We start from the raw sequence: 15,966 nt of genomic DNA, 5'->3' as shown, positions 1-15,966 counted from the left end.
CTGAAAATAGAACTTCTGTTCAATTCACCAAGCCCATAAGAAAAGAAGAAGAGTCAGCCCTTCTTCCCATAGAGATCACGCTTTTGTGAAAAAAAGTACAAGACTTTCAAGCACGCGCTCATTTTAATAAGATGCGCATTTTTTTGTCTTCTTTTTTCTTTATGTATATATTTTTGCTTCTCTTTCTGTTTCTATGGCATGAAATCTAACTTTCGCGCCGCATCCAATGATGAAGGATCTGCAGTTAAGGCTTTTTCTAATAAGGGAGCGAACATCGAATGTTTCTCTGCTAAGAACTTGTGTTCTGTCAGAGCTTTTTCTTCCAGGCCTTGCATGTGGTATAAATATCCTAGCAGATAATGGGAGCGCTCATGTTCTAAATTAATCGCTAATGCGCGATGAAAAGCATCATGAGCTCGCGAGGCCTGCTTCAGATCCATATAGGCAAGTCCTGTATAGAAATGAGCATCAGCATCCTCTTCATTTAAGAATAACGCCTCCTGAAATGCTTTTAGAGCAAGTCGAGTTTTATCTAGAATGAGATAGCACAATCCCAAATTGTAATGGCCATCTGCTAAATCTGGACGCAGCTGTACCACACGTTCATACGCTTCTGTAGCCTTGTCCCATTTTTTATTTCTAGAAAGCAAAAATCCCAATTTTACCCAAGCTTTCCAATACAAAGGATTTTTCTTCACTGTAGATTCAAGAAGCTTCATTGCCTCCCCCTCTTCAGCCATATCTGAAAATACTATAGCTTTGTTATATAAGCTTTGAGAATTTGCTGGGTCCAGTTCAAGGACGGCATCAAAACAATGGATGGCTTCCTGATGCCTTTGCAAACGATGATAGACTCCCCCCAGACTAAACCAACACTCTATATCTTCCGGGTGCAATGTAACGTAAGCACGATACTGCTCTATGGCCTCTTCATATTGATGATTACGATCTAAAGCAGCTCCATAACAATAACGCAAATAGCTATCACCAGGCTCTGTCTCTAAACCTTGGGCGCACCAAGACAAAGCTTCGGATACCTTTCCAGTCTCTAATGCAATAATTCCTAAATAACAATAGGCTAGAGCTGCCGTAGGGTCTAACTCTAATGTTTCTTTTAATCTCTGTGTAGCTTGCTCATACTCCCCACTTAGAAAAAAATTAATCCCAGAGCAAAGAAACTCTTTTGCTAAGTGTTTCGCAGCCTCTTCCATGAACTCTCTCCTAACACAACGTTGATCTCTACTTTTTCACAAGCAAAAATCGTGCCAGGAGAAACGCTCTCTAGGAAAACCTCTCCCTTTGAATTTTTTCCCACCGCTCGATCATACGTACCGCCATGGGAGCTGCATCTCGTCCATATTCTCCTAAGCGTAAATACACAACCACTACAAGCTCTGGAGTCTTTAGCTCACGATCTGAAAAGCTTACTGCAGCAAACCACACATCTTTCATTTTTGTAGTGCCATGCTCGCGATCTAGACCTACCCGCAAAATCGATTCTGCCGTGCTGGTCTTCCCAATCACCCGAGATAAAAGTTCCGGAGAAAAGCGCTTTTGAATTGCCCGAGCTGTGCCAAAGCGTCCCCAAATCACCCTATGCATCCCTTCCTTTAACACATCAGCAATAGGTTCAGGCATAAACACTTCTCGCTTCTTTTTGGCGCTTTGGCAAGGCTCGAAATCCTCAGGCAACAATAAGTTCGGAACATACAATGTCCCGCCATTGACTAAAGCTGAGATCATAGTTGCCACCTGTAAAGGAGTCACTACTAACGTATGCTGTCCTATAGCAGTTGCATATAACCCCGAACGGTTATAAGAAATATCCTTAGGGAGTTTTCCCGCATACTCCCCAGGCAAGCCCACACCAGTTTTTTCACCCAACCCTAGTAAAGATGCTGATTCACATAGATCCTCAGGGTCAGCAAGATACTCCCCTACAAGCAAAGAGAAATACGGGTTACTTGACATCTCTAAAGCAGAGACTAAATCAATATACCCACGCCCTGAAAAATCATTTCCTGGCAAACATCCCCCGCGGAAAAAGGTTGGAATAAGAGAGCCATCTTTAAAAAAGCCTACATGAGGAGAAAATGTCGTATAGCCAAAAGAGTTCTTATCAATAAGAACTAAAAGCTTCGAGAGGTCATCATAAGATGTACTCACAAAATACTGAGACAGTACAGAATAGGCAGAAACTAGCTTAAAAATTGACCCTAGAGTTGTTGCTTGCCCAAATGCATAGGGACGCAAATACCCATAACCATATACAGGATAAAACGATGCAGCTAAATCTTGCTCCGTTTGAAGAGAGTTTTTCACAACAGTTAAAGGATACTTCCCTAATAAAGGACGTTGAAGATCAGCAAACTCTCGGAATATGGAAAACAGTCCCGGCAAGTTATAAGAGGAAGAGGCTAAATGTTCTTTTAAATAGAGGTAATGTTTATGCCAAGGTAGAGCCTTATGCGCACCCCGCAATAATTCTTCCCGCCATACAGACAAAGCCTCATAATAAGACCTCATCCCCCCAGAGCAATGCCCAGAAATAATATAAGCAAGAAATGCATTTAAATATTGTTCACGAAATTTTGCATATTGAATTTTTCTTTCTTCTTCTAAGTAATCTACATAGGGAGTGGGATAGCGTTGTTTTTTAGAGTTTTCCACTTTACGTTTCCCTGAAAGAAACTGAGCAAAGTTCTCCTGTCTCCAAAAACCAAAATCGATTTCCGTAAAGATCTCTTCAACAATTTTAGATAGCGCTTCACGAAACACCACATAGTGCCCCTGACACTCCGTAAATTCCAACAATGGGAAAGAAGAGAGCTGTGAAAACAGCTCGGGGGTTCCCCGAGAGGGGTCCACAGCTAAACGTAAAAGATCTACATACAAAATCTTATCATAATTTGCCGGAAGTTTTTCAAAATCCTTTAGCAGACTCTGTCTGATCTTCTCAATCCCTAAAGCATGCCGTTTTAAACACTCCGTAATCCATACTTGTTGTTTTACGGAGATTACCTCCTTAATAAGAATATTCCCCTCTTTTCTTGGAAATACAGCATCAAAAATCGATGCGCATGAACACTCTACCTTACCATAACCAAACAGCTCTAAAAGCGCCCGAACACGACTTTGCACCGCAACAGCATCCCCTAGGGAGCTTTGCTTCACAAGTGCTTTCACTGTAGAGTTCTCAGGAAGCACAAAATCCAAGTAATTCTCAAAAGTTAATGGAAGCTCTTCCTCTATAATTTCCCCTGTGGGAAGCCCCCGCTCTCTATGTAAATTGACCTTCCGATCAAATAGCTCTGCGATATGCTCTTTCCCTTCCAACCAACGGTAGATCTCAGATCGTGTAGCTACACGATCTGAAGACACTTTCATATTCACAAAATCGTTATTGCAATACCGAGGAGATGACGCCATAGCCAAAATATCCCCATTATTTGGATCCAAGGCAAGAATCGCCCCTCCCTTAATCCATGGGTATAACGGTGGTAAAAGCTCTTTTTTCTTCCTAGAGCTCGCACTACGAAAAGGCTCCGTATACTCATGCTCCAGAAGCAACTGCTCTGCAAACGCTTGTAAATCTGCAGACAAAGTTAACCGAACTTTCTCTCCTGGAACTCCAGAAGAAATCTCCTCCAAGTCTTGGATAAATTCCCCCCGACGATCTACCAAAACTGTTTTTTTCCCAATTTTCCCCCGCAATTGCGCATCATACAACGCCTCTACGCCTAACTTCCCAACCAGCGCATTTAAACTATAGGCGCGGCTTTCTAGAGAATCAAGCAGCGTACTCACTTGATCTATACTGGACAAACCAAAGGGGAAGTTTGGTTCCTCCCCCTCGTCATATGCACGAACACACTCCCGAAGCTGGCTTAACTCTTGGGTGACCTTCCTATACTCTTCTATACTTATCGGTCCAACATACCCCACAATATCTGCAGCAGTTTTCCCCATAGGGTAGTACCTCCGCAAAACACTATCTACATGTAATCCAGGCCAATCCTTAGCTATCATCTTCAATTTCAAATAGGTACGCTCGGGAACATTTGCCTGCACAAGATAGGGAACAGAACCTAGCACAGATGCTTTAGAGTGCAAAGCATCTTCAACAGCATTCGCGTCTAAATGTAGCTCTTGAGCAAGAAGCTCTGCCAAACGATGAATGTACTCCTTACGCACCAAAACAGGCTCTTTTTCTCCAAGTTCATTGATTCTCCAAGCCCGTGTTGGCATATCACGAATAGCACTATAGGCAACGCTCACATCATACTGCATTTGGTTTCGAGCCAGCACCTTCCCAAAGCGGTCACAAATTGTAGCTCTTTCCATATACTCTGGGATTACACGTTGCTGAGGTTTAAAAGCTTCCTCTACTTTCTTATCATGCTCTATGACAGTTAGGTGCCACAAACGCAATGCGATTATAATAAAGGCAAGAATAAACCCTGACAGCAGACGATTTGTCTTTTCAGGGACAGTAAGGTGTTTAGAGCGTTTTCTGAGCAATTTCATACACACATCTTCATCAAACTAAATTTCTTGGCTATACAACCAAAACCCACATTTTTAATCTAACAACAAACTCATATGAATATGATAGGACGAAAAGCACATAAAAAGAAGAAAACAATGCAACACAGCCTTTTCAAGGGGGTTTTCTGTTTTATGAAAAACTCTTCTCAAGAAAAAACATATACAAAAAAACCTCTTCCCTCCTATAGAACTCTTAGAGGTCCTTGTTTGAAAACACTGTCTGAATTCACACATTTTTCTTATCGTCTTTACTATAAAAAGAAAAGTTTGTTATGTTTTCGATTAATGAGCTGTGTGTTCATGCTTAAGGCTGTTTTCACTTGCAAGACCCTCCTAACAGTCATAAAATGCCTACAGGAATCTTGTCTGGCTTTAACTTGAACGTAAGTGCCGCCAGAAAACAAGAAAATATAGCGAGCACAAAAAGAATTAAGCATAATCTTAGAGGTGAGTATGAAAAAACTCTTAAAATCGGCGTTTTTATCCGCCGCATTTTTTGCTGGTAACGCCTCCTTACACGCTTTGCCTGTAGGGAACCCAGCAGAGCCAAGTTTATTAATTGATGGAACGATATGGGAAGGTATGTCAGGAGATCCATGTGATCCTTGCGCTACTTGGTGCGACGCGATTAGCTTACGCGTAGGATTTTACGGAGATTATGTTTTCGACAGAGTCCTCAAGACAGATGTATCGAAAATGTTTTTAATGGGGACAGCCCCTACATCACCTAATAATGCTGCAGATTCAAGTACAACAGCCGAAAGAGCAAACCCAGCGTATGGAAAGCACATGCACGATGCGGAGTGGTTCACAAATGCAGGTTACATTGCGTTAAATATCTGGGATCGCTTTGATGTTTTTTGCACTTTAGGAGCCACTAGCGGGTATTTTAAAGGAAATTCTTCATCTTTCAACCTTATTGGTTTAATTGGGATCTCTGGAAGCTCTCTTGAGGGCAAATATCCAAACGCAAATATTTCTAACGGCGTAGTAGAGCTATATACAGACACAACCTTCTCTTGGAGCGTTGGAGCTCGCGGAGCTTTGTGGGAATGTGGATGTGCAACTTTAGGAGCTGAATTCCAATACGCACAATCGAAACCTCGCGTTCAAGAACTCAACGTTCTTTCTAACGTAGCACAATTTACTGTACACAAACCTCGGGGATATGTAGGCCAGACTCTGCCTCTTCCACTCTCTGCAGGAACGGAAACTGATTCTAGTGATAAATTGAAAAATGCCACGATCAACTACCATGAATGGCAAGTCGGTGCAGCATTGTCATATAGACTGAATATGCTCGTTCCTTACATCGGTGTTCAGTGGTCTAGAGCTACTTTTGATGCAGATACTATCCAAATTGCGGAACCAAAATTAGCTTCGCCAATTTTCAACTTGACAACATGGAATCCAACATTATTAGGACAAGCAACTACAGTAGATGGCACAAACAAGTTTGCTGACTCCCTACAAATTGTTTCTCTTCAAATTAACAAGTTGAAGTCCAGAAAAGCTTGTGGTGTTTCCATGGGAGCAACTTTACTTGATGCCGATAAATGGGCAATCACTGGAGAGCTTCGTTTAATTAACGAAAGAGCCGCTCACCTTTCTGCTCAATGCAGATTCTAACAGCGCGCTGATACGCTGTTCTAGTTGTTTTTCGCTACCAGGACAGAATGTTCTGGTTTCTAGCCCAGAAAATCTCATCTTCTGGGTTTTTTTATGCGCAAAAATTTCTCCCTCTCTATAAAGAAATAATTTTTGATTTATCTTGCACGCTCTTTTGTAGATTCCTGATTGCGTTAAAAGCTGGTCTGCTTTACCATCCTTGATTACATTTGATTTTGCGCCCGTAGCTCAATGGTAGAGCTGTAGCCTTCCAAGCTACCGGTGTCAGTTCGATTCTGATCGGGCGCTTCTTCAAATACTCAACCAAGACTGAAATCTTGGCTCAAGTCAAGATGCCATTGTTAATATATTCTAATTTGTAATAGAGGTACAAAGCTTGGAGTCTCTGATCTGCGATATTTCCTTAAGGGATCTTATAGAAGCTGGTGCGCACTTTGGACACCAGACTCGAAGATGGAATCCCAAAATGAAAATTTACATCTTCGAGGAAAAAAATGGATTGCACATTATCAATCTTGCCAAAACTTTGCAACAATTGCGTCATTCTCTTCCCTTCATAAGACAAGTTGTTGAAGGGAATAAGTCCATTTTGTTTGTCGGAACAAAAAAACAAGCAAAATGCGTAGTTCGAGACGCAGCAATTGAAGCTGGGGAGTTTTTTGTTTCCGAGAGATGGTTAGGAGGCATGTTAACAAACATGGCGACAATCCGAAATTCTGTGAAAACCTTAGATAAAATTGAAAGAAACTTTGAACATAATCCTTCGTTTTTCACAAAGAAAGAAATCGCTCTTTTGGCAAAGAAACAACAAAAAATTATAAAAAACCTTGAAGGCGTTCGCTACATGAAAAAGCTCCCAGGGCTTTTAATTGTGGTGGATCCTAGTTATGAGAAAATTGCAGTTGCGGAAGCAAGGAAGTTAAATATTCCCGTACTTGCATTAGTAGATACGAACTGTGATCCTACGCCAATTGACCACGTGATTCCTTGTAATGACGACTCCTTGAAAAGCATCCGTTTGATTATAAACGTCATTAAAGAAAACATCATTCAGGTAAAGAAAAAGCTAGGAATAACCATAGTCTCTCCAATCAAAATTTCAGCTGGTGGTTTCCCCTCTTTCACAGAGGAATTTGATGATTCCCACCCAGAAGAAGAGGAGGACACGAATTCAGATCAATGTGAAGACCTATTGGCAAAGAAATTTGATAATGCGGAGAACCTATGAGAGACTTTTCCATGGATGCCTTAAAATCTTTAAGGCTTAGAACCGGCGTAGGGCTGACAAAATGCAAAGAGGCTTTAGAATCTAGCCAGGGAAATCTTGAAGAAGCCGTAGTATATTTGCGCAAGATTGGCCTGGCTGCTGCGAGCAAAAAAGAGCATCGAGAAACAAAAGAAGGCATTATTACCGCCTTGGCAGACACCCATGGGGTTGCTTTGGTAGAAGTAAATGTTGAAACAGATTTTGTTGCGAATAATCATGTTTTTAGATCTTTTGTAGAGGATCTCATAGAAGAAGTTTTACGCCATAAGGTCAACAGTGTAGACGTCTTAGCACAATTGCCGTCGTTTCGAGATCCCTCCCTCTCGATCGACGACATGCGGGCAGTGACCATGCAGGCTGTAGGAGAGAATATTCGCGTTAGTCGTATAGCATACTATCCTACAAACACCTCCAAAGAAAGTATAGGAATGTATTCTCACGGAAATGGAAAGTCTGTTGCGATTGTGATCCTTTCAGGCTCTCCGAAAGCAGGGTGTCTGGCAAAAGAAATTGCCATGCATATTGTTGCTGAGCGTCCACAATTTTTAAGTAGAGAAGAGGTTCCACAAGAGGTTATTCATAGGGAAACAGAAGTGATTTCTTCCCAAACAGAAGGGAAGCCTCAAGCGGTAGTGGATAAAATTATTTCTGGGAAGTTAAACACCTTTTTCAAAGAAACCTGTCTTTTAGAACAACCCTTTGTAAAAAACCCTGAGGCTACAATCTTCCATCTATTAGAAGATATGTCAAAAACCTTAGAGGCTCCCATTGCAGTAAAAAACTTTACTCTATGGAAATTAGGAGCGTAGGCGTATGTCTAAGCGAATAAAACGTGTTTTGTTTAAGATCTCTGGAGAAGCTTTATCTAAAGATACGAATACAAGAATAGATGAGGTACATCTCTCGAGGCTTGTATCTGATATCCGAGCTGTTCGTAATTGTGATATTGAAGTTGCTCTTGTAATTGGCGGGGGAAACATTTTAAGGGGGTTTGAGAAGCATAGGGAGCTTCAGATAAATCGTGTATCTGCAGACCAGATGGGGATGCTTGCTACATTGATTAATGGTATGGCTGTAGCTGATGCATTAAAAGCTGAAGACATTCCCTGCTTGCTAACTTCAACAATTTCATGTCCTCAATTAGCAGATCTTTATACTCCACAAAAGTCTATCGAAGCTTTGCATCAAGGAAAAATTTTGATTTGCACGACAGGAGCAGGTTCTCCGTATCTCACTACAGATACAGGCGCTGCATTGCGTGCGTGTGAGCTGAATGTGGACATTTTGATCAAAGCAACAATGCATGTAGATGGCGTCTACGATAAGGATCCTCAACTATTCCCCGATGCGGTAAAGTATGACTTTATTTCTTATGGGGATTTTTTAGCGCAGCAACTTGGAGTTATGGATGCTTCGGCGATTTCTTTGTGTAAGAATGCCCATATTCCTATTCGCGTATTTAATTTCGTTCAATATTCTCTGGAGAGAGCTGTTTTTGATCCAACCATTGGGACTTTAATTGGCGAAGAAGAGGTAAGTAATGTCGACATTGCGTGATGCTGAAACAAAAATGGCCTCTACACTTGAGTTTTTTCAAAAAGAGATTAAAACTTTTAGAACTGGGAAGGCTCATCCTGCGTTGGTAGAAACCGTAACTGTAGATGTTTACGGGACTACAATGCGTTTATCGGATATTTCTTCAATTTCTGTTGCTGATGCGCGACAATTGGTGGTTTCTCCTTATGATGCAAATAATGCTTCAGCTATTGCTAAGGGCATTCTTGCTGCGAATTTAAATCTTCAACCTGAAGTTGAGGGTGCGATAATTCGTATTAGAGTCCCGGAGCCAACAGCGGAGCTTAGGCAAGATATTATTAAACAGCTTCGTCGTAAGTGTGAGGAGGCGAAAATACAAATTCGCAATATCCGCAGAGAAACGAACGACAAAGTAAAGAAAGATTCAACCCTTACAGAAGATGCTGTGAAGGGTGCTGAGAAGAAAGTTCAAGAGCTTACGGATAAGTTTTGTAAGCAAATTGATGAGATAGCAAAACAAAAAGAAATTGATATAGCTTCTTTATAAAGTTATCTTTTTATTATAAAAAATGTTCCCAGCAAATTAAAAGCAATCTAAAGAGAAAAGATTGCTCTAAAGAGGGAAAACTTGTAACATTATTGCCGTCTTGGCCCCATCGTCTAGCCTGGCCCAGGACATCGGATTTTCATTCCGGTAACAGGGGTTCGAATCCCCTTGGGGTCAAAGTGTATTTTCAGTAAGAATTCTGGGTCTTTAGCTCAGCGGTTAGAGCACCTCACTTTTAATGAGGGGGTCGAAGGTTCAAATCCTTCAAGACCCAAAGAGTTGTTTTTGGGAATATTCATTTCTTTAAAAATTATTTTCTCCTTTGTGAATTTTTTGTTATGGATAAGGGAAGTTAAGCTTTAAGGAGCTTTTTTCTTATGGGACTTCCTGCATCAGCGTGTTGTTATCAGTGTCAGAATCCCGCGACAATATGCTATACGGAAGTTTCTAGGGACAAGCTGATACGTGTGTATGTCTGTGCGGATTGCCCCAACCCGAATCCGTATTATAACCCTGAGGAGAGTTTTGAGATTTCTGCTACAGGTTTTCCCATTATTTTAACGTGTGGGAACTGCAACATGACGTGGAGCTCCCGAAAGGATGCTCTGTTAGGATGTCACCAGTGCTATACGAACTTTAAAAGTTTACTGGTTTCCAAGCTGCAGCAGCTTAAAGCAGTATCGTCATCATGTTCTTTAGATAAGTCTCGGGGGTGTTTGCATGTGGGTCGTGCACCGGGCGAAGAGAGCAAAACAAATCCCCTTCTAAAGCTGATAGCGTTGAACGAAGCACTTCAAGATACGTTGAAACGTGAGGATTATGAGCAAGCTGCTATCCTCCGAGATCAAATTAACACCTTGAAAAAACAAGAAGATTCCCATGACGCTTCCTAGTGATGTTCTGAAGAGCTTTGTAGAGATGAAGTCTGCTCTTCCTAAGGGCTCTCCCTGGCCTATAACAACGCTGTCCCTATGTCGGAACCTTTCTGTAGCAAAGTTTCTGCCAAGTTTATCTAAGGAGAGTAAGATAGAGCTCTTAGAGCTGATCTCATCACGCTTTCAGGAAGCTGAAGAAGAATTTTTCATTCTTCCTCTTAAGGAGATGCCACTATGGCAAAAGGAGTTTCTTCTTGAGCACTTTGCCTTTCCTTATGATCTTTTTGGAAACCATGAGGCTGAAGCTCTTATTACAAATCGTTCTGGAGATCTTCTTATTGTTGTGAACTTCCAAGATCACCTCATCCTCCATGCTATAGATTTCTATGCAGATCCTGAGAAAACCTTAGAAAAGCTCGTAAAACTAGATATTTTCCTTCATGACAAGCTTTCCTTTGCTTTTTCTTCGGAGTTTGGCTTCCTCACTGTAGATCCCCAGCGTTGTGGGACTGCCCTCCAGGGACGATGTTTTCTACACGTTCCTGCTCTCATGTACTCTAAGGAGCTCCCCACGCTGTTAGAGCCCTCTACGGAAATCTCCTCTTCAGGCCTCCTTCCCTCTTCACCTGCGGACTTTTCTGGGAATGTTGTCGTACTTACCAATACGTGCTCTTTAGGGCTTACTGAAGAGCAGATCTTATCTTCCTTAAGGATTTGGGCATCTAAACTCCTTGTTGCTGAAGCTGCCGCAAAAAAGCGCTTTAGCGATGAAAACAACGGTGAGTTGAAAAACCATATCTTACGTGCTTTAGGTCTCCTTACACATTCTTGCCATTTGGAACTTCAGGAAACTCTAGATGCTCTGAGCTGGCTACAGCTTGGTATAGAGCTAAACTGGATCAAAAATCCCAAAAATCATGCGATAGAGAAGCAGGTTTTATGGGAGGCTCGTAGGGGACATCTTGCCTTGCAGGAGCCAGAAAACTCCCGAGTTCTTCAAAAAGAACATGTCATGCACCTGCGAGCGCACAAACTGAAGACTCTTGCTGAAGATTTCCTTCCTGAAGAGTTTTAACTCAAACTTGTAAAAAATCAAAATTTAGCAAGATAAAAAGAGGCTTTGCCCAAAGCCGGGATCGAACCGACGACCTACACGTTACGAATGTGTTGCTCTACCAACTGAGCTATTTAGGCGTAGGGAAATCTTAAAAAACAGAAATAAAAAAGCCAAGAAAAATGAAAGTCAATACGGCAAGACTCCCTTCTTCTCGGCTTTCCCCCTGAATAATACCAGAGTTAGAAGCTATTCCATGGCGTAGAATACCATCCTACTTTTACTTATACCATCATTCGGCTTCCATTTCCAGTATTTTAAAATCATTTTCTTCTTGGAGCCGTGGAGGTCGTTGACATTCAGGAGCAGGACGCGGGGCAACTTGCATAGATCCCGCTTCTGCTTCCCAGTTATATCTATAGCCCTCTTTGTTTGTAAGATCTGAGCCCTCTTCGAAACTGCTAATCACCTTAGGCTTGATAAACATCATAATATTGCGTTTTTGCCTTTGGTCTATAGTTCTACTAAACAGTCCCCGTATTAAAGGAATAGAATTCAAAAGAGGCACTCCAGAAACAATTTTTGTTGTCTTATCACGAATGTGGCCACTCATTACAAGGAAACACCCATCAGGAACTTGCATTCTTGTTGCTGCGTATGTCTTGTCTGTAACGGGAGTCAGAGTCCCTTGAGCAGAGTGCAATTCCGAGATCGTCTGTTCTATTTGCAATGTCACGACGTTATTTGGTGCTACCGTGGAGGTCACGACAAGATTCACGCCGATATCTTCATATTCGATATTTTGCGTTACAGATCCTGTTTCTTGAATAATCGTGCTTGTCGTTTGATAAGGGATGTTCTGCCCAACGAAAAACGATGCCTGCTGGGTATCCTGAGCCATGATTCTAGGATTGAGGACTATGATCGTATCGCCATCTTGATCTAAAGCGCTAAGTAAGCCTCCTAAAGTTAGGAAAGATTTTCCCTTATGGCTAATGACATTTCCAATGATCCCTAAGCCAAAAGCTGACGATGACGACATCATATCTGAAAATCCTGTCATCTGCGCTGGAGTCGGTAAGGACAAAGATCCTGGTGTAGGAACTCCCGGAGGAACTGTAGCCTTAGCTGTGTTTGATATTACTGAGTTACTCAATAACCCTGAAGCATAGGCAACCTTACTTTGCTCATTGCCTAGCGCTACCCATTGTACACCAAAATCCCAGGATTTTTCCAAGCTAGTATCTAAGATCAACACCTCTATATACACCTGCTTTGGAGGCAAATCCAAACCGTTAAGCAGGCTAACAACTCTGTCCACATTAGCTTGATTTCCTACAACCACTATGGAGTTATTTACATCTAGCCACTGGACGCTATTTAGCGTGTTGATAAAATCTTCATCCATTGCTGTGGTAACATATAAATTATAGCCAATATCTTGAATGGCTTGAGCTATTGCTGCACCATTTTGATATTTTAATTTATACATGAAGAAACGCAAACGCTTGGGGCTAGCTACTCCTGATCCCCCCAAAGCTAAAGAGGGACTCGAAACATCATCGAGAGTATGTGCCATCTCAGGAACATCCAGAGACTTTAACAGCTGCTTAGCTTTCCCTGTAAGCCGTGGAGAAGAAACTATAAAAATTTTATTCGTTCCTGGCTGAACAAAAATTTGAAAAGCCTCTTCTTCTGCGACAGCTCCTAAGACATCTTGGCAATAGCTCACTAGCGCTGCAGGATTCGCATACTGCACATCATACTCTGCCATGTCTATAGAAGTCCCAGGCCCGTCTAAAGCACTTAACAACTCTCCGACCTTTTCAACATTTCCTGCGATATCAGAAACGATAAGGTGCCTTGTGGAATCTGAAGCGCTTACAATAGCATCATGGGAGAGCAACGGTTGAACAATAGTTACTGCTGCAGAAGGGCTCACACTATAAAGGCGAAAAACCCGAGTAACCACAACAGCTTCACAGGTATCTTTAGTAGTTCCATCGGTAACTACTGTGGAAAGTTTGGATATATGCGGGTTGCGATAAATCAAGACGTTGTTTCCCTGCTCAACAACTTTAAGATCATGCATCTTCAATACTTGAAGCAAGATCGTCGAGAGGTCATCCACAGAGGTCGGATCGTGGGAAACAATGGTAACATTAAACTGCAGATCATTACTATCAAAGACAAAATTCGTTCCGGAGATCTTACTTACGAACTGCAGCAGCTCCAAAACGGAAATATCTTCGAAATTTACAGTGTAGCCATTATCTTTGAGATCTTCACAAGTCAGCTCTCGTGTTTTTAATACATCTAAAACTTTAGATTCCTTCTCACTATCTTGATGATGTTGAGGCGAGGAGATTTTTTCTACAAAAGCTGGAGACTCTAACTTTTTTGGAGAATGTACAGAAGCATCTGCATCTACATGAATCTGCGGATCCTTATTAGAATTGGAAACCTTTTGGCTTTCTTCGATTTGTTTTTTTATGCTAAGATTAATCGCATTTACTGCTTTACGAGCATAATTTTGCTTGTCTTCCCAGAACTTTTTTTCTTTTTTTTGCTCTTCCGAAGCTTCTTGGGAAGGTTTCTTTGAAGACCCCATTTCCCTTCTTAGTGGGGAGAGCGTCTGGCCTCCTTCTTGCAGAACCTTCTGTTCTCTAGGGCCTTGCGTCGACTTAGGAAATGACGTCGTCACTCCGGGCTTTTTGACATTCCTCACCTGATAAGAGGGTGCCTTGACTACCTTAGAAGCTTTTTCCCCCTGTGGTTGGGAAGCCCTCCTAGAGGAAGTTTTCACTGTATTCTTAGGACAGGCAGAAAGAAGCTTCTCCTTATGAAGGCTTTCTTGCAGCAAAGGCTCTCCAGCAGAAGTATGCGACGATGCCTGGGAATTCACACTAAGCAAAGTCATATCTAAGAAAAGTAAAGCACCAAATATTCCGATTTTTTTCTTATTCTTACTGATGACCTGAAAAATCTTTCTGCCAATATTCGATGTCACAATTTTCACCGGATTCTTTTTAAGCTAATAAGCGTTGAAGGAGAAGAGCTTTCGTTGACATTTCCTGGAGTCCCATAGCGCACATGCTCTATAGGGCAGAATATAGCTGTTTGCCTTCTATCTTGCAACTCTGCGAATGACAATGCGTTTGAATCTTCTGCGTGTAATGTGCGCAAGATCGCCTCATCACCTATTTCCCATGCAACCTTGCTTTCCTGAATTTGTAAAGAATTAATTTTCCCTAATCCTGGAGAAGAAGTTTTATAGTTTCGGGAAATCCCACGTGTTTTTAGCCAAAAAACTGTTTGGCCACAAGCGATCCACGAAAATACATCCGCATTTGGAAACATGGTAACACAAACGATACTCACGCCAGCTTCATCTATAGGAATTTGCATGTGCTTTAGCTGTTCATTGATCTTGCGTACTCTCTCTATCGGGGGGAGCTCAGGATCCTGCTGCGCTACTAAACTCTTTAACGCCGACAAAGCCAAGGTAGCATTGCTCGTGGTACTATACCCTAACCACAAATGAAACACCTCATCAATGAAAAACGCATCATAATACGCATAGGGATGTGAAGAGTATCCTAGCTGATACAGGCTCCCCGCCACAAACGAAGGGAAACTCAATTCTTGCGGTGCAAGCCAGACACCTTGTTCTCGCAACTGCTCTCCTACATTGATTGCATAATCTTTCTTACGAAAATCTTGCGTTATATCTTCAGAAAGACGGTAGTCTTGCAAATCTTGCAAAAATTCTTTCGCAGAGCTGTAACGAGCTTTTGTAGAAGGCTGTAACGCTTTCGCAAGAATCCTTCCAATTTTCGCAGGAATAAGAGAAAGATGTACCTTCCCAAAAGAAAGGTTCCCCAAGATCAGCTCATATGCTAATAATCCCAAGGCATAGACATCAGAAGCTTCAGAAAAAGGTTCTCCCTGCCGCAACTCGGGGCTCATATAATAAGGTGTCCCCAACACTGCAGAGCGCCCGGAGATTTCTTCTACTCCCCAAGCTGCCAAACCAAAGTCTATAAGTTTGACCTGCCCTCGCAAAGACAGCAAGATGTTTTCAGGCTTGATATCCTTATGGATTACTCCCTGACTGTGGAGGTAATCTACAGCCTTAAGAATCTCAATAAGAATATCTATAGCGCGGGTTAAGGGAATACATTGGGAGAGGATGTAATGTCGCAATGTAATCCCTTCGATATACTCCATAGCAACATACAAATGGTTCCCCCATTTGCCATAGTTATAAAACGTTACAATATTCGGATGTGACGCCTGACGGAGAATATGGATTTCTCTAAGGAAACCCTCCACACGACGGGAATCAAAAACATAAGGTGGAGAAAGCACCTTCACCACGACAGGCTGTAGCGACTCAGGATGCTCACTTTGATAAACTGTGCTCCCCTCTTTACGACTAAGAATCTTTTTTTGTGGATACCCACCTACGGATAAAGTCTCCGGATCAGCATTGGCACGACAATCCATA

The 15,966-nt window shown here is 41.9% G+C and carries 11 protein-coding genes and 4 tRNA genes; 10 read left to right on the top strand and 5 right to left on the bottom strand.

Going from position 1 to position 15,966, the window contains the following annotated elements:
* Nucleotides 1-191 precede the first annotated feature (191 nt).
* Together G5S_RS01615 and G5S_RS01610 are read right to left on the bottom strand one after the other, a co-directional pair.
* Entirely contained in the window at nt 192-1,211 is a 1,020-nt protein-coding gene (locus G5S_RS01615) for a tetratricopeptide repeat protein (protein WP_013712433.1), read from the bottom strand.
* Nucleotides 1,212-1,281: 70 nt separating this feature from the next.
* Nucleotides 1,282-4,527 (bottom strand): penicillin-binding transpeptidase domain-containing protein, encoded by a 3,246-nt coding sequence (locus tag G5S_RS01610; protein ID WP_013712432.1) that lies wholly within the window; start codon nt 4,525-4,527, stop codon nt 1,282-1,284.
* A 474-nt stretch (nt 4,528-5,001) separates the two neighbouring features.
* Here G5S_RS01610 and G5S_RS01600 point away from each other — a divergent pair, with 474 nt between their 5' ends.
* The 10 genes from G5S_RS01600 to G5S_RS01555 all read left to right on the top strand — a co-directional run bounded on the left by G5S_RS01600 (nt 5,002) and on the right by G5S_RS01555 (nt 11,477).
* On the top strand, nt 5,002-6,177 hold the full coding sequence (locus G5S_RS01600) for a major outer membrane protein (RefSeq protein WP_013712431.1): 1,176 nt from the start codon (nt 5,002-5,004) through the stop codon (nt 6,175-6,177).
* A 217-nt stretch (nt 6,178-6,394) separates the two neighbouring features.
* A tRNA-Gly gene (locus tag G5S_RS01595) sits at nt 6,395-6,465 on the top strand.
* 88 nt (nt 6,466-6,553) lie between these two features.
* The gene (gene rpsB / locus G5S_RS01590; protein WP_013712430.1) at nt 6,554-7,405 is read left to right on the top strand and encodes a 30S ribosomal protein S2; all 852 of its coding nucleotides are present in this window, start codon (nt 6,554-6,556) and stop codon (nt 7,403-7,405) included.
* On the top strand, nt 7,402-8,253 hold the full coding sequence (gene tsf / locus G5S_RS01585; RefSeq protein WP_013712429.1) for a translation elongation factor Ts: 852 nt from the start codon (nt 7,402-7,404) through the stop codon (nt 8,251-8,253). The genes rpsB and tsf overlap by 4 nt, the downstream gene beginning before the upstream one ends.
* 4 nt (nt 8,254-8,257) lie before the next feature.
* The gene (gene pyrH, locus G5S_RS01580; protein ID WP_013712428.1) at nt 8,258-9,001 is read left to right on the top strand and encodes a UMP kinase; all 744 of its coding nucleotides are present in this window, start codon (nt 8,258-8,260) and stop codon (nt 8,999-9,001) included.
* The gene (gene frr, locus G5S_RS01575) at nt 8,985-9,527 is read left to right on the top strand and encodes a ribosome recycling factor (RefSeq protein WP_013712427.1); all 543 of its coding nucleotides are present in this window, start codon (nt 8,985-8,987) and stop codon (nt 9,525-9,527) included. The genes pyrH and frr overlap by 17 nt, the downstream gene beginning before the upstream one ends.
* 102 nt (nt 9,528-9,629) lie before the next feature.
* A tRNA-Glu gene (locus G5S_RS01570) sits at nt 9,630-9,704 on the top strand.
* Nucleotides 9,705-9,728: 24 nt separating this feature from the next.
* A tRNA-Lys gene (locus G5S_RS01565) sits at nt 9,729-9,801 on the top strand.
* 103 nt (nt 9,802-9,904) lie between these two features.
* Nucleotides 9,905-10,420 carry a UvrB/UvrC motif-containing protein gene (locus G5S_RS01560; protein WP_013712426.1) on the top strand — a complete coding sequence of 172 codons (516 nt, stop codon included), beginning with the start codon at nt 9,905-9,907 and terminating at the stop codon, nt 10,418-10,420.
* On the top strand, nt 10,407-11,477 hold the full coding sequence (locus G5S_RS01555; protein WP_013712425.1) for a protein arginine kinase: 1,071 nt from the start codon (nt 10,407-10,409) through the stop codon (nt 11,475-11,477). The genes G5S_RS01560 and G5S_RS01555 overlap by 14 nt, the downstream gene beginning before the upstream one ends.
* 46 nt (nt 11,478-11,523) lie before the next feature.
* On the opposite strand, the gene G5S_RS01550 is transcribed toward G5S_RS01555, so the two are convergent.
* From G5S_RS01550 to G5S_RS01540, 3 genes are all read right to left on the bottom strand, one after another.
* Nucleotides 11,524-11,596 (bottom strand) — tRNA-Thr (locus G5S_RS01550).
* Between the two features lie 152 nt (nt 11,597-11,748).
* Nucleotides 11,749-14,475, bottom strand: coding sequence for a secretin N-terminal domain-containing protein (locus tag G5S_RS01545; RefSeq protein WP_013712424.1), 2,727 nt, complete (start codon nt 14,473-14,475; stop codon nt 11,749-11,751).
* Nucleotides 14,472-15,965 (bottom strand): serine/threonine protein kinase, encoded by a 1,494-nt coding sequence (locus tag G5S_RS01540; RefSeq protein ID WP_013712423.1) that lies wholly within the window; start codon nt 15,963-15,965, stop codon nt 14,472-14,474. Before G5S_RS01540 ends, G5S_RS01545 begins: the two co-directional genes overlap by 4 nt.
* Between the last annotated feature and the right edge of the window lies 1 nt (nt 15,966).

Origin of the sequence: Chlamydia pecorum E58, from assembly GCF_000204135.1 — a bacterium.
GTDB classification, from domain to species: Bacteria; Chlamydiota; Chlamydiia; order Chlamydiales; family Chlamydiaceae; genus Chlamydia; species Chlamydia pecorum.
Note: the sequence above shows the minus strand (reverse complement) of the source record. Positions and strands in the feature narration are given on the sequence as shown.